This is a genomic window from Desulfosporosinus burensis (assembly GCF_054657535.1).
The window spans coordinates 156,491-170,704 of sequence record NZ_BAAHYN010000001.1 but is presented as its reverse complement, the minus strand read 5'-3'; the positions used below and the strand labels follow the sequence as shown (position 1 = coordinate 170,704).

Here is a 14,214-nt window from a genome sequence, read left to right as displayed (position 1 = left end):
ATTTGCCGGAAATTATACTTGAAGCGGTTGACCTAGAATATTCTTATCCTGATGGTACAAAGGCCTTGCGCAAAGTGAGTTTACAGGTTGAAAAAGGAGAAAAGCTAGCGATTCTGGGTTCAAACGGTGCCGGTAAATCCACGTTATTCATGCAATTTAACGGAATCTATCGTCCGAACTTAGGTTCTATCAAGTATCGCGGACAAGATATTTCTTATAAAAACAAGGCTCTGATCGAATTACGCAAGAAAGTTGGAATCGTCTTTCAAGATCCGGATAGTCAGTTGTTTTCCGCTAGTGTGTATCAAGATATCTCGTTTGGTCCTCTCAATCTCGGACTTTCGGAAGAAGTGGTGACAGAGAGAGTTAAACAAGCCCTGGCAGATACGGAAACGACAGACCTTGAAGATAAACCCACTCACCTGTTAAGTTATGGGCAGAAGAAACGAGTTTCTATCGCTGGCGTTCTGGCGATGGAACCAGAAGTCATAATATTTGATGAACCAACAGCAGGGCTGGACCCGCGTCACTCCCAGGAATTCATGCAGCTTCTAGGAAAGCTGAGCAGGGAGGGTATAACGACTATCCTATCGACTCACGATGTCGATTTAGCTTATACCTGGTCAGATCGGATAGCAATAATGTACAGTGGAGAGATCATTGCCCACGGAGAACCTGGGAAACTATTCCTGCGCCCAGAGATTGTTAAACGTGCCGATTTAGCCCTTCCATGGCTGATAGAAATGCATATTGAGTTGGTTCAAAAAGGATGGTTACCTCCGTCTACCCCGTTGCCAAAAACAAGGGAAGATTTGTTTAGAAGCATTCCTGTAAAGAATGATCTAGCGGGTTAAAATTGGATAAGAGGAAATAAAAATGAAGAACAGAAATATTGCCCCAATACTAAAAGCCATAATTGCTGCTGCTTTGTTTGGAGCGAGTGCCCCTATTTCAAAACTACTTTTGGGTGAAATTGCCCCAACCCTAATGGCATCCTTTCTATATCTGGGCAGTGGTATCGGGCTTTACTTACAGAGATACTTCCGAAGTTATAACAAGCGTTCCAGTGATGAGGCAAGACTTACTAGAAATGATTGGCCCTGGATAATTGGTGCTGTATGTATAGGCGGGATAGCAGCCCCCATTGTGCTGATGTTTAGCCTGAAAAATACACCGGCGTCTACGGCTTCCCTTTTGCTGAATTTCGAGGGCGTAGCAACTACTGTAATTGCTGTTGTAGCATTCAAAGAGGCTGTTGGGAAAAGGATATGGATGGCTGTACTATTGATTACCATGGCAAGTATATTGCTTTCATGGGGTTCATCCGGGCAGTGGGGTTTTTCATTGGGTGCTATTGGAGTACTTGGTGCTTGCATTCTGTGGGGGATAGACAACAATTTCACACGAAACGTTTCGGACAAAGACCCTCTCTCGATTGTGACAATCAAAGGATTAAGTGCCGGTACTTTCTCCTTAATTCTATCCTTTATCTTGGGTTTTTCGTTGCCTTCTTTCAAATTCATTCTTTTGGCAATGCTCTTAGGCTATTTTAGTTATGGGTTGAGTATCGTATTATTTATTCGAGCCATGAGAGAATTAGGGTCTGCTAGGACAAGTGCTTTGTTCGGAACGGCTCCTTTTGTTGGAGCAGTACTATCTTTGCTCTTGTTCAGAGAAAGCCAAGGCATGTTGTTTTTCTTTGCTCTTCCTATCATGATTATTGGGGCAGTCTTTTTGTTCAAGGAAGAGCATGAACATTTACATGAACACGAAACAACGGAACACGAGCATAGGCATAACCATAACGACTCGCACCATACACACGGCCATTCTGATAATGAAATACCAAAAAATGGCCATCACTCCCATGTTCATGGACACGAATTTATAATTCATGTCCATGAACATGCTCCCGACATTTACCATAGACATGCACATTAGTAATAAACAAAGTTGTCATATATCCCATACACATTAGGATTGAATATTTTAGTTATTTATAACGGCTATGGAGGTTAACAAAAATGATCATGCTTTTGGGAGAAACGGCGGCAGCACGTGAGATTAGTAAATGTCTGGATATTAGAGGGCTTGAGTTTATGCGTTTGCAAACCTGGACAGAGAAGACCTGCTTGAAGACGCCTTCATTAATCCTTGATGCCAGCCCTCCTTCCAGCATTGTAAAGTTTGCCCCGTTACGCCAATGGTGTGAACAGCGGCGCATTCCTTATCTCAGGTTTTATGGCCCTAGTACTCTGTTTTCAGGATAGACATACTGCATATTGGCCCAAGGGAGACTTACCAATTTTAATAAATGAGAGCTGCCGAAGTGTAATGGCAGCTCTTTTTAAAACGCTAATTATCAGACCCAAGGAGCAAAATAAAGATAAAGTACTTTGAAGCATAGAGACTGGCAATATGTCGGAGTCTATACTGATGAAGCATTAACCGGGACAAAAGATGACCGAGAACAAATCAAAGACTTCTCGCGGATTGCCGTGCAGGTCTACATAGATATGGTTATTACAAAATCCATATCGCGATTTGCTCGAAACACTGTTAATACAAAAGGTGTAATATCACCCCTATAGCGGAATATAATACTTACATTATCTGTACACATAGCAAAATATGAATTGTCTGAGTGTGAGATTGAGTTCTATTTTTACATTTTCAGTTGTTTTCAGAAAATACCATTTAAAAGTAATCTTTTACCTCACAATAACCTCACAATTTCCGCTTATAATTATAATAAAATGAACTTGCAGCAAGAAGTAACTTTTAAGTTTTATGGGCTTTGGATAGTTTTGGCAGTATTGCAACAGTAGTACAAAATGAGGTGTTAATTATGATAAATAATAGTCTCCTTAAAATGGTGATGTATATACTGGGTTTGACGCTCCTTGTGGCCACACTTAGTGCTTGCAATACATCTATTCAGTCGAATGAAGACCCTATCCCGACTCCGACGGCGCAATCCGTTGAGCAACCACCGCTGCCTAAGTCACTTGACGAGGTTTACGCGTATGCTGGGCTCATTGAGCTTAAACAAGTGGACCCGAGCTTTGTTATCGACCTCAAAAATGCAACTGCCGACAATATAACAGGCATGGTGCAGTATGTGCACGATTTGTGTTTGATTAACATTGACGCAGCAAAGGCGCTCATGAAAGCGCAAGAGCTTGCAATGGCAGACGGTTACAGAATCAAGATTTGGGATGCGTACCGTCCACTGTCTGTGCAAGTAGCGATGAATGCAAGCCTGCCCGATGACAAGAAGCACTTTGTTCCAGCGCCGTCGAACAATTCGCAGCATTGCAGAGGCATCGCCGTGGACATAACTTTGGTAGACGAAAATGGCGTTGAACTTGACATGCCTACCGATTATTGCGAGTTTACCGAGGCGACGTATCCCAATTATGAGGGCGCCAGTGAGACGCAGACCAAAAACCGTGATTATCTCAAGAGTATTATGGCGAAGGCTGGGTTTAAGGTGTTGTCAGTCGAGTGGTGGCACTACTATCTGCCCACTTACATGAATTACGAGCGGCTTGACGTAAAATTTGACGATTATTTGCAATACCGCGAAGCCAATGCTCCCACGCCTGCATCACCATCACCATCTGGTACATAATGTCGGCTCGGTGATTGTTATATTTAATGCCGCTTTTCTTTATGACAGGAAATATCAATTATAAGATTGAAGGAGTATGCTACATGGGCAACCAGATAACAATAAATTCAAAAAACACACATGATATTACTGCTAATGCGTTGAAGATAATAGCTATGATTGCTATGTTTGCCGATCACTTTTTTTTGGTCGCTTTACCGCACGAAAGTGTGATCGGGGTAATCTCACGAATAACAGGGCGAATTGTGGCTCCTACACTTTGCTTTTTTATAGCAGAAGGGTATCACTATACATCTAACGTTAAAAAATACATTTCCCGGCTTTTGCTTTTCGCCATTATATCTCATTTTCCATATGTGATGTATCTTCAGCTTCCGTGGTGGAAAGCCACAAGCGTATTTTGGGGTCTTGCTTTAGGGCTGATTGCTTTAACAGCAGTAAAAAGTGACAAGCTTGATACATGGAAAAAAATCTTGGCTGTAGGCGTTTGCTGCTTACTTGCTTATCCTGCTGATTGGAACTACATCACGGTACTGTGGATCGTATGTTTTGGTGTATTCAGGGGACAGTTTAAGGAGCAAATGACCGCTATGCTTGTTATAGGATATTTCTTTATTGCTATACCTTCCTTACTGGATTGGGATTGGGCACATTTTTATCAATTTGCTATCGCATTAGCAATTCCGTTATTATCATTATATAAGGGAAGGCAAGGTAAAAATTCAAAGACCTTAAAATGGGGATTCTATATATTTTATCCAGCACATTTAATCCTGCTTTTTTTGTTATTAAGGCTTTTCTTTAAAATGTAAGAAACAGCCTGATACAATTATGTATCAGGCCGTCGCTATATACGGGAAAAGTGCTGGCGGTGGGCCTGGAATCCATTTTTCCGTTCATTGGCAAAAGGGTAAAGATTCAGAGAATGGAATATTAAAGGCACTGCACAATTACTAAAAAATGGGAGGTGGCTTGGATGCTAGATAATAAAATATGCCTTCTGGTAGCTGACGACGATATGCGCATGCGCAGAGCAATAAAAGATTTACTGCAATCGAATAAATATTTTGTTTTTGAGGCTGATAATGGACAAAATACATTAGATATATTTTATGCCAACAGTGGCAGTATCGATCTTATTCTACTTGATGTTATGATGCCGCAAAAGGATGGTTTTTCGGTTCTTACTGAAATACGCGAGAGCTCGCTTACTCCAATTATTATGCTTACAGCAAAAGAAGCGGAATGTGACCAGCTCAAAGGACTTACAAATGGTGCTGACGACTACATCACAAAGCCGTTTTCATCGTCATTACTAATAGCCAGAATTGAAACTGTATTACGAAGGACTGGAAAGTTTCAAATTCAGCCTATTGTTTTTGCCAATCTGACAATTGATACAGCCAAAAGAGCTGTATATGTTAAAGATAATATTATTTGTCTTACACAGCGGGAGTATGATTTATTACTGCATTTTGCTGTTCATGTAAATATGACGTTAAGCAGGGAGCAATTGCTCAATTCCGTATGGAATTATATCTATGAAGGAGATGGACGAACGGTAGATACTCATGTAAAACAAGTACGTGCCAAATTAACGGAAAGCTGTCCATATATCAAGACAGTGCACGGTGTGGGTTATCGTTTTGAGGTGGAGTAATGAAAAAAACCATAAAAATAAAACTAGTAATTTTTGTTGTCATTATAATCTTTTCGGTTATTGCAATTCAAGTTGTTTGCAACCTGTTTTTTGTTAAGCCCTATTTTATTAATAAGAAAACACACCAGATGGAAGAAAGTTTCGCAATACTTAAAAGTAGTATTCAATCGCATGATGATATTGCACAAGCAATGTTGCATTATGAGGAAGATGAAAATATAAATGTTTCAGTTTGGGACAAATATAATCAAGCAATTTATAATAGCAATAATATTGATATAACATATTATCAAAAAAGCAATTATGTTTTTTCGCAAACACCTGAGGTAGAATATTCAGTTAACCCGCGTTCTGAAAAGGAAAACTTAATGTTGTTTGGAAAAATTGAGACATCAAATAATACTATTTTTGTGGTTTTAGATACTCCTATTTCAGCGGTAGAGCGAAGTGCTGCACTGATCAGTGAATTAAATATATATATTGCTATTGTGGCTTTAATCATTGGTGGAATCTTTACGTGGTTTTGGAGCAAGCATTTTGTAAAGCCTATTATACAAATCGATCATGTGGCAAAAAGTGTATCTTCCTTGGATTTCTCCCAAAAGCTGCAAGGGCCTTTCTCTGATGACGAAATAGGAAGACTTGGCAGAAATATTAATTCCATGTCTGAACAATTATCTGACATGATTGGCAGCCTGCAAACTGTAAATGCTCAACTGGAAAAAGCCTTAGGTCATCAAAAGCAGATTGACAATATGCGCCAGGAATTTATAGCTAATGTTTCTCACGAGTTAAAATCTCCATTAGGATTAATGGTTATGTATTGTGAAAATCTAAAAAACAATTTGCCAAATATCGATAAGTATTTTTACTATGATGTAATTATAGACGAGAGTAAAAGATTAAGTGGACTAGTGAAAAAACTATTGGATATATCATCCCTCGAAAACGGTCTTACAAAAATGCAATATGATACATTTAACTTTTCAAATTTGTGCCTTAGGCTTTGTGCGAAGAAACAGGTCCTATTTGATAATCAAAAGATCACGTTGCTCAAAAGCATTCAGGATGATTTATTTGTTTTAGGCGATGCTTTTTATCTCGAGCAAGCTTTAACTAATTATCTAGATAATGCAATAGCCCATACTCCATCACAAAAAATAGTCAAGGTATCCGTTTATACAGAAAAGGCGTCCTTGGTTTGTTCCGTTTTTAATGAAGGCAGTACTATCTCGATTGATGACGAAAGCAGGATATGGGAAAGCTTTTATAAGATTGACAAGGCGCATACTCCGACTGTTCAGACTCATGCCGGGCTTGGTTTATATATTGTTCGAACCATTATCAACGCACATGGCGGGCAATATGGTATCAACCGTCTTGATGATGGTATTGAATTTTGGTTTGTACTTCCCCATGCTATGTAGAAAATGCATTCAAAAAGTAGTCTTGCATCTCACAATACAGATATCCTTGATATCTTTGCGATGACCATTGGCAAGGGAGTAGCGGCTTCTATTGAGGGCAGACGTATTCTTTGCGGCAACAAAAGCTTGTGGAGGAAGAAAATAACATCACCATTAGTGAAAACGTAAATGCCGCCATCATGGCTTTACGGGAGCAAGGCAAGGCAGTTATCGTCGTTGCTGATGAAAATGCAGTGATTGGTATTCTTGCACTCTCGGATACCGATACTTTGAAAAAGGAATCTGCACAGGTCATCGCCAAGCTTGCTGAAAACGGCATCACAAAAACCATCCTGCTCACAGGTGACAATGAAAATACTGCGCAGCATATAGCCAAACTAATAGGTATAACTGAAGTCCGTGCTTCACTCTTGCCTGAGGGTAAGGTAGAAGCCGTAGCTTTATTGCAAAATGACGGTCAGTTTATCTGTATGGTTGGTGACGGTGTAAACGATGCCCCTGCCTTAAAAGCAGCAACTATTGGTATCGCAATGGGAACGATGGGAAGTGATATTGCAATTAAAGCCGCTGATATTGCCCTTATGGGTGATGATATTTCGAAAATTGGTACATCAAACGCCTTTCCAATGCAACAATTAAGACAATCAAGTTTAATATTAGTGCGTCTATGGCAATTAATGCTATTGCCATCGTGCTTTCAGTAATAGGATTGCTCACACATATTACAGGCGCGCTGGTTCACAATGCCAGTTCGGTCTTGGTCGTGCTGAATGCTGCTTTGCTTTATGACAGGAGTTATCAATAATTATTTAATATTTTTTAGAAGAATGATGAGCTTAATTGCAGGTATCAGTTTATCATTCTTGATAAGTGTCGCCAGGTAACAAGAAAAGAGACTACCTCGATAAAGGTTGTCTCTTCTACTACTCTATTTGGAAAGTTCACGGATTGAAGATATTTTTTTTCCGTTGTATGAATTTCACCATTGAAGGAGAGAAGGAATGATGGAATGTTTGACAAGATAAATTTAAGAAATATAGACTTACAGTTTGTACTGGCAGTGCTCTTATTATTAGCGACGAGCCTTATTGTCTTAAGCACTGCGTCTTACAATCTTGTGAAAGGGCAACCCTATTATTATGTCGAACTTCAAACCATCTGGATTTTAAGCGGAATTTTCTTAGCTATTATGGTTACTCGAATTGATTACCAAAGGTTACAGAAATTCAGCGGGTATATTTATGGGTTTAATATCCTATTGCTTTTGGCAGTCTTTATTTTCGGAAGTGAAGCGAAAGGTGCCACTCGCTGGATACCCATTACTTCAAGTTTTTCAATCCAACCTTCGGAATTTGCAAAAATATTTATGATCCTTTCATTTTCGGATTTTTTAGCAAAGCGTCAGGGTAAACTGAATCGTTTCAGAGATTTTATCGCGCCATTTTTATATGTATTAGTCCCTATGCTCCTTATTTTCAAACAACCTGATCTAGGGACAAGCCTAGTGTTTATGGCAATATTTATAGGGATGATGTTTATAGCAGGAGCGAATATTCGTAAGTTTGGCGGGTTATTACTCACAGGGGTAACTGCTGTCGGTATAGCACTATGGCTACATTTTTCAACAAACCTTCCAAGTTGGCTCAAATTCGCCGAGGGGTTGCCTCTTCCAATGAAAGATTATCAGTTGAAAAGACTGACTGTTTTTATGAACCCGGCTTCAGACAGTGCAGGAGATGGTTATAATATTCTTCAATCGATGTGGGCACTTGGCTCGGGTGGATTTTGGGGTAAAGGGTATCGTCAAGGAACACAGGGACAACTAAGTTTCCTTCCAGAACATCATACTGACTTTATCTTTGCAGTCTTCAGTGAAGAGTTTGGATTTATCGGAGTAATTACCCTACTATTTTTCTTTTTAATATTCCTATTACGCGGTATTAATATTGCCATGCATGCGAGAGATTTGTATGGTGTGTTAATAGCATCGGGAATAATAACTATGATTTCATTTCACATTCTTGTCAACGCTGGCATGAATTCTGGTATTATGCCGGTTACTGGGATACCCTTGCCATTCATCAGCTATGGCGGAAGTGCAATGTGGGCGAATATGATCTCAATAGGACTCTTACTAAATATTAATCTGAGAAGTCGTCGGTTGCTATTTAAATAGATCACATGACTTAGGGGGTAGTTTAAGATCATTCAATCCAAGCAAGATTATAAGATCTATGTTACAGCAGACTTAGCTGCTCATTATCAAACACGGTACAGATGGGTGTTTAGATTTTCTCAACCACTCATTTATTTTCAGCTGACGTTAAGGAAAGCGGAATACTATGAAAACTGCAGGAAAGATATTTTAGGGCGAATTTTTTTAGTCCTTTTAAAACTAAAACTAATGAGGCTCTCGACGAAGCTGGGCTTTACGATTCCACGGCACGTCTTTGGTCCAGGACTTAGTATTGCCCATTGGGGAAGTATTGTTGTACATCCAGATGTGCGGGTTGGAAATAACTGTAGAATTCATTCAGCGGTCAACATCGGGGTATTTAATGGAAAGAGCCCAACCATCGGTAATAATGTCTATATTGCCCCTGGCGCAAAATTATTTGGGGGAATAACGATTGGTGATAATGTAACGATCGGGGCTAACGCTGTCGTTAATAAAGACGTTCCGAGCAATGTTACTGTTGGAGGAATACCGGCAAAAATAATCTCAAAAAAAGATTCTTCGGGATTAATTGTTAAAGGGTATGAAAGGGCATGCCATATACTTGGTCGTTAGTTTGAGTGGAAATTCGAGTTGATCATCAGTGCAGAGCTCGTGTCTCTCATCGCAAGGAGGGTAATAGAGATCAATAAAAGAGAACGAAAACCTTATGTATATAGACTTTGGGGCTTAAACATCGTAGTGATCCTCATTTTCACGGTTTTAGGTGTAAATATCTGGGGTTTACAAATTTCCGAAGGCTCATATTATACCGCCAAGGCAGAGGGGAATTACATGAAGCTTGTCAAGGTTCCCCCAACACGAGGAGATATTGTAGACAAAAATGGAAAGATTCTCGTAACAAGTGTTCCAGAGTTTGTTCTTAATTTAGATTTGATGGGTTTGCAACAATCCGAAGTTAGCGATTGGAAAGATGTTATTAAGCGATTAGCGGGATACATTAAGCCGTATTGGCCTAATCCCAATCAATCGATTGAGTCGATTACTGAAGATATATTCGTTAATACTCAGAATCATCAGTGGGAACGCTATCGCCCCGTTATGATTCTAGATAAGGTTCCTCCAGAGCTCCAAGCCATTATAGCCGAGCATCAGAATGAGCTCCCGGGCGTGAGTGTGGATGCAATTCCGCTTCGCTCCTACCCTCAAAAAATCCTAGGTGGTCAGCTCATGGGGTATGTTCGTGAGATAGGGGACAAGGAGATTGAACAGTTCAATCAAAATGAGGATGCCCAAAAGGCGGGATTCGAGTACGCTCAAGGGGATATGATTGGAAAGATGGGGGTAGAGAAATCCTATGATTTCTGGTTGAGAGGTAAAGAGGGCATTCAACAAGTTGAAGTCGATAATCGCGCCCGCCCAGTTTCTAAACAGTTAATCCAACCACCGGAACCGGGAATGACGGTCCAACTGACGATTGACGCAGACCTGCAAACGGTTGTGGAAGAAAGCCTCGATCAAGTTATTGCAGATGTTCAAAAGAACACTAATCCCAATGCCAAGTCAGGAGCTGCCGTGGTGATGGATGTAAATACAGGCAAAATTCTTGCGATGGCTTCTCGACCTGGGATGGACCCTAACGATTTGACCGGCATTATTTCCGAGGCAATGTTTGATAAGTATTTCACGAATGAAATAGCGCCTGCTGCTTCCCTGAATAGAGCGTTGTCCGGGTTATATCCACCGGCATCAACCTTCAAGATGGTGACAGCCATGGCAGCCTTGCAACTCAAATTGACGACGCCGACTGAACTCATTGATGATGAAAAAACCTCATTGGGAAATCTCGCTGCTCAGCAACAAGGTACTGCTGAATGGGGAGGGAACGACTTTGGTCTTATCAATCTTTCTCGAGCGCTGGCCAAATCTTCTAATATATATTTTCAAGTTATTGGTCGCCGAGTGTTTGATTCCAATCCGGAAATTATACGCCAAATTGCCCATGAATTCGGGTTAGGTGTCGAAAGTAATGTAGATTTGCCGGGAGAGGTAAAAGGAATCGCACCTTCAGCGGAATGGAAGGAAGCGTATTTTGGTCCTACTTTTCTGAAGGCACGCGATAAAAAGTTGGCAATCATTGAGGCCGATTACGCAGTCAAATTGGAGCAGGCCCCGGATGCGTTAAGTCGCCAGAAGCTGCAAACGAAGAAAGATGCTGAGAAAAAAGCAGTTGACGTCGAGTATAAGCAAAAGGTTTATGAAAATGTGGATTGGAAGGTCTATGATAGTTTCAACAATTCCATTGGGCAAGGATATAACAGCTATACCCCGTTGCAATTAGCAAATTACACGGCGACCTTGGTGAATGGCGGAAAGCGCTATACTCCGTATGTGGTCGATAAACTGTTGACTCCGATCACAGGGGAGGTGGCTCGACAGTACGATCCCAAAGTTATCAATACCGTAACAATTTCCCCCGCTAATTTAGAGGCAGTCAAACAAGGGATGCGAGCCGTAGTTACTGGTGCAGGAGATGATGCTGGGACGGCTTCGGGAATCTTCGCAGATCTACCGGAATTTACCGGTGGGGCTAAGACTGGAACAGCCCAGCTTGGAAACGTAAACACGGCTTTAGGGAAGACGTACAACGGGGTGTTTGTGGCGTTTGCCCCATATGATAATCCTCAGATTGCCTTCGCTGGGGTGGTCGAGTTTGGAGATAGCGGTGGGAGTACAGCAGGCTATGTGGCAAAGGCGGCTTTTATGAAGTATTTTGGTTGGAAGTCCACGAATGGGAACTGAAAAGCGTGGGTGAAATTAATTTTGTGATACTGATGAGGAGTTAAAGGAGAGAAAGTATGCACAAGGTATTATTAACTAATGCACAGCTAAGAAAGACGCTAGCAGCCGTTAGGTCTTTGGGCAAAAAAGGCATTCAAACAATAGTTGTAGAAGAAACAAGGTTTTCGCCCGCAGCTTTTTCAAAATATTGTACTAAATCTTTGGTTTGTCAAAACGCATCAGAAAACCCAGAGCATTTCTATAATTTTATAAAAAGTAAAATACAAGAGTATGGATGTGAAGTGTTTTTCCCAATGGATGAGGACACAGTAGCAGTCGCCATGGAACATAAGGAAGAATTGGAGAAGCTGTGTTCAGTGCCACTGCCGTCTAATGAAAGCTATGAAACAACATCCGATAAGGGAAAAGCATACAAGCATGCCATGTCTGTTGGAGTTGATATCCCAAAAACCGTTTTTCCAAACGGAGCATACAAACTTAATGAAATAACAGCACTTTTAAAATATCCGTTGATGGTGAAGCCTGTAAAAAGTAATGGCGGAAGGGGTATAAAAATTGTGTCTTCCAAGGAAGACCTAGTAAAAACGTATCTTGAGGTTCATAAGCACTATCCTTACCCTGTTATTCAGGAACATCTCGGAGAAGGAGAGGTATATGATGTTGTACTTCTATATAATTCTCGCAACGAGTTGAGGGCTTCATTTGTGCAAAGGCATGTCCGAAAATATCCTCTAGTTACTGGACCAAGTACGGTTCAGGAAAGTGTTGTTTACCCTGAAATGCTTGAATTGGCACTTAAATATATGGAAGGACTCAAATGGTACGGTATTGCAGATCTTGAGTTTATGGTTCAGAGGGAAACCGGAGAAATCAAGTTTATCGAATTAAACTGTAAGTTCTGGAATTCGCTTCAGATGGGCATATATGCAGGTGTGGATTTTCCATGGCTATTGTACAAAATTGTTGTAGATGGAGACGTTGAGCCTGTTGCAGAATACAAAGCAGGAATCATGTGTCGAAATCTTTTTCCGGGTGATATTCTTCACTTTATTTTCAATAAGGACAGAAAAAGTATGAACCCTCCTTTCTGGAGCGGAAAAGGTTATAAAATAAAAGATGATATCATAGCTAAGGATGATCCTATGCCTGTTGTGGGTTTCTTTGCAGCGTGTATGCGCTATGTTTTTGACAAAAAAATGTGGAAATTTCTGTTAAGGCGATAACATCTTGAGTGTGGGGGATGAATACTGGTGCATGAGAGCTTTAGAGAAACGCATAAGCACAATGAAGATAGATTTAAAGAGTTAAAAAAAATGAATTTAGACTATAATGACGTAAAAGATGGAATAAAAACAGGTATTGAAATGGAAGGTGCAATAAATAAGAGAAAACAACTCATACTTAACTATCTTAATTCAGATGAGAAAGACTGGAATGATTATCAATGGCAACTTAAAAATTCCTTTTCAAAAGCTATAGATATTTCAAATTTTCTCAACTTAAATAAAGATGAAGCACTCAATATAGAGGCTGTTAGTAAAAAATTTAGGTTTTTGATCTCACCATATTTCCTTTCACTCATTGACCCTCAAAATCTCAATTGTCCTGTCAGAAAACAGTGCATACCTTCCCTGGAGGAGCTGGATGAAACGGGAAGTTTGGACCCCGTCAATGAGAACGGTACATCTATAGAGGGGATCATAACTCGCAGGTATCCTGACAGATTGATTATCAATATTACGAATATGTGTGGTACATACTGCAGGCATTGCCAAAGAAAACGCTTGTTTGGAGAATGTGAAAGTGTTATATCCAAAAACAATATACAAAGAGCACTAGAATACATAACAGAAAATGCAGAAATCAGGGATGTGTTGATAACAGGAGGCGATGCGCTTCTTGTTTCGGATGAGAAAATTGTGTGGATACTGTCCGAACTTAGAAAAATTAAACATATCGAAATTATCCGGTTGGGTACACGGGCTCCTGTTACACTACCACAGAGAATCACTAAAAAGCTTACAAATATAATAAAAAGGTATCACCCTGTATATATCAACACACATTTTAATCATCCCTTAGAGATAACTAATGAGTCCAAGGCTGCTTGCAAAATGCTTGCAGATGCAGGGATTCCCCTTGGTAATCAAATGGTTCTTTTAAACGGGATTAATAATGATAAAAACATAGTAAGAAAGCTTAACCAACAACTTTTATTGTTAAGAGTAAAGCCATATTATATCTTTCACCCTAAGCAGGTAAAGGGTACAAAGCATTTCTGGGTAAGTATTGACGAAGGTCTTGATATAATGGATGGATTGCGGGGATATACATCAGGTATGGCAGTCCCGTATTATGTATTCAATGGACCGGATGGACTCGGCAAAATGCCAATGCTTCCTCAATATTTGCTCTATACCCATAAAGATAAAGCAGTATTCAGAAATTGGGAAGGCAAGGTTTTTGAAGTAGATAACATATAAATTATTCAAGGGGGTAGTTAAGATCATTCAAA

The 14,214-nt window shown here is 40.1% G+C and carries 14 protein-coding genes; all 14 read left to right on the top strand.

All coding sequences use genetic code 11. From position 1 onward, the window contains the following. The first annotated feature begins 2 nt into the window (after positions 1–2). Positions 3–854, top strand: a complete 852-nt coding sequence (locus ACYQ3Q_RS00945) for an energy-coupling factor ABC transporter ATP-binding protein (protein ID WP_459926805.1) — start codon at positions 3–5, stop codon at positions 852–854. 22 nt (positions 855–876) lie between these two features. Continuing rightward, on the top strand, positions 877–1,941 hold the full coding sequence (locus ACYQ3Q_RS00940; RefSeq protein ID WP_459926804.1) for a DMT family transporter: 1,065 nt from the start codon (positions 877–879) through the stop codon (positions 1,939–1,941). 83 nt (positions 1,942–2,024) lie between these two features. Beyond that, entirely contained in the window at positions 2,025–2,270 is a 246-nt protein-coding gene (locus ACYQ3Q_RS00935) for a hypothetical protein (protein ID WP_459926803.1), read from the top strand. A gap of 126 nt (positions 2,271–2,396) precedes the next feature. Next, positions 2,397–2,591 (top strand): recombinase family protein, encoded by a 195-nt coding sequence (locus tag ACYQ3Q_RS00930; RefSeq protein ID WP_459926802.1) that lies wholly within the window; start codon positions 2,397–2,399, stop codon positions 2,589–2,591. 206 nt (positions 2,592–2,797) lie between these two features. Further along, positions 2,798–3,634 (top strand): M15 family metallopeptidase, encoded by an 837-nt coding sequence (locus tag ACYQ3Q_RS00925; protein WP_459926801.1) that lies wholly within the window; start codon positions 2,798–2,800, stop codon positions 3,632–3,634. An 83-nt stretch (positions 3,635–3,717) separates the two neighbouring features. Beyond that, positions 3,718–4,446, top strand: a complete 729-nt coding sequence (locus ACYQ3Q_RS00920) for a TraX family protein (protein WP_459926800.1) — start codon at positions 3,718–3,720, stop codon at positions 4,444–4,446. 164 nt (positions 4,447–4,610) lie between these two features. Beyond that, the gene (locus ACYQ3Q_RS00915; protein WP_459926799.1) at positions 4,611–5,294 is read left to right on the top strand and encodes a response regulator transcription factor; all 684 of its coding nucleotides are present in this window, start codon (positions 4,611–4,613) and stop codon (positions 5,292–5,294) included. Beyond that, positions 5,294–6,721 (top strand): HAMP domain-containing sensor histidine kinase, encoded by a 1,428-nt coding sequence (locus ACYQ3Q_RS00910; RefSeq protein WP_459926798.1) that lies wholly within the window; start codon positions 5,294–5,296, stop codon positions 6,719–6,721. The genes ACYQ3Q_RS00915 and ACYQ3Q_RS00910 overlap by 1 nt, the downstream gene beginning before the upstream one ends. Before the next feature lie 110 nt (positions 6,722–6,831). Further along, positions 6,832–7,425, top strand: a complete 594-nt coding sequence (locus ACYQ3Q_RS00905) for an HAD-IC family P-type ATPase (RefSeq protein WP_459926797.1) — start codon at positions 6,832–6,834, stop codon at positions 7,423–7,425. Between the two features lie 305 nt (positions 7,426–7,730). Then, a complete protein-coding gene (gene rodA, locus ACYQ3Q_RS00900; RefSeq protein WP_459926796.1) occupies positions 7,731–8,897 on the top strand; it encodes a rod shape-determining protein RodA in 1,167 nt (388 codons plus the stop codon). A gap of 228 nt (positions 8,898–9,125) precedes the next feature. Continuing rightward, positions 9,126–9,512 (top strand): serine O-acetyltransferase, encoded by a 387-nt coding sequence (locus tag ACYQ3Q_RS00895; RefSeq protein WP_459926795.1) that lies wholly within the window; start codon positions 9,126–9,128, stop codon positions 9,510–9,512. A 69-nt stretch (positions 9,513–9,581) separates the two neighbouring features. Continuing rightward, positions 9,582–11,699: a penicillin-binding protein 2 gene (mrdA, locus tag ACYQ3Q_RS00890; RefSeq protein ID WP_459927179.1), complete on the top strand. Its 2,118-nt coding sequence runs from the start codon at positions 9,582–9,584 to the stop codon at positions 11,697–11,699. A gap of 56 nt (positions 11,700–11,755) precedes the next feature. Continuing rightward, positions 11,756–12,922, top strand: coding sequence for a carboxylate--amine ligase (locus tag ACYQ3Q_RS00885; RefSeq protein ID WP_459926794.1), 1,167 nt, complete (start codon positions 11,756–11,758; stop codon positions 12,920–12,922). 27 nt (positions 12,923–12,949) lie between these two features. Further along, complete coding sequence (locus tag ACYQ3Q_RS00880; RefSeq protein WP_459926793.1) at positions 12,950–14,182, top strand: KamA family radical SAM protein; 1,233 nt, start codon at positions 12,950–12,952, stop codon at positions 14,180–14,182. Positions 14,183–14,214 lie beyond the last annotated feature (32 nt).

Coding starts and splice junctions, on each gene's coding strand:
- ACYQ3Q_RS00935 (WP_459926803.1), top strand. CDS start 2,025: ATGATCATGCTTTTGGGAGAAACGGCGGCAGCACGTGAGATTAGTAAA.
- ACYQ3Q_RS00910 (WP_459926798.1), top strand. CDS start 5,294: ATGAAAAAAACCATAAAAATAAAACTAGTAATTTTTGTTGTCATTATA.
- ACYQ3Q_RS00940 (WP_459926804.1), top strand. CDS start 877: ATGAAGAACAGAAATATTGCCCCAATACTAAAAGCCATAATTGCTGCT.
- rodA (WP_459926796.1), top strand. CDS start 7,731: ATGTTTGACAAGATAAATTTAAGAAATATAGACTTACAGTTTGTACTG.
- ACYQ3Q_RS00895 (WP_459926795.1), top strand. CDS start 9,126: ATGAGGCTCTCGACGAAGCTGGGCTTTACGATTCCACGGCACGTCTTT.
- ACYQ3Q_RS00920 (WP_459926800.1), top strand. CDS start 3,718: ATGGGCAACCAGATAACAATAAATTCAAAAAACACACATGATATTACT.
- ACYQ3Q_RS00915 (WP_459926799.1), top strand. CDS start 4,611: ATGCTAGATAATAAAATATGCCTTCTGGTAGCTGACGACGATATGCGC.
- ACYQ3Q_RS00885 (WP_459926794.1), top strand. CDS start 11,756: ATGCACAAGGTATTATTAACTAATGCACAGCTAAGAAAGACGCTAGCA.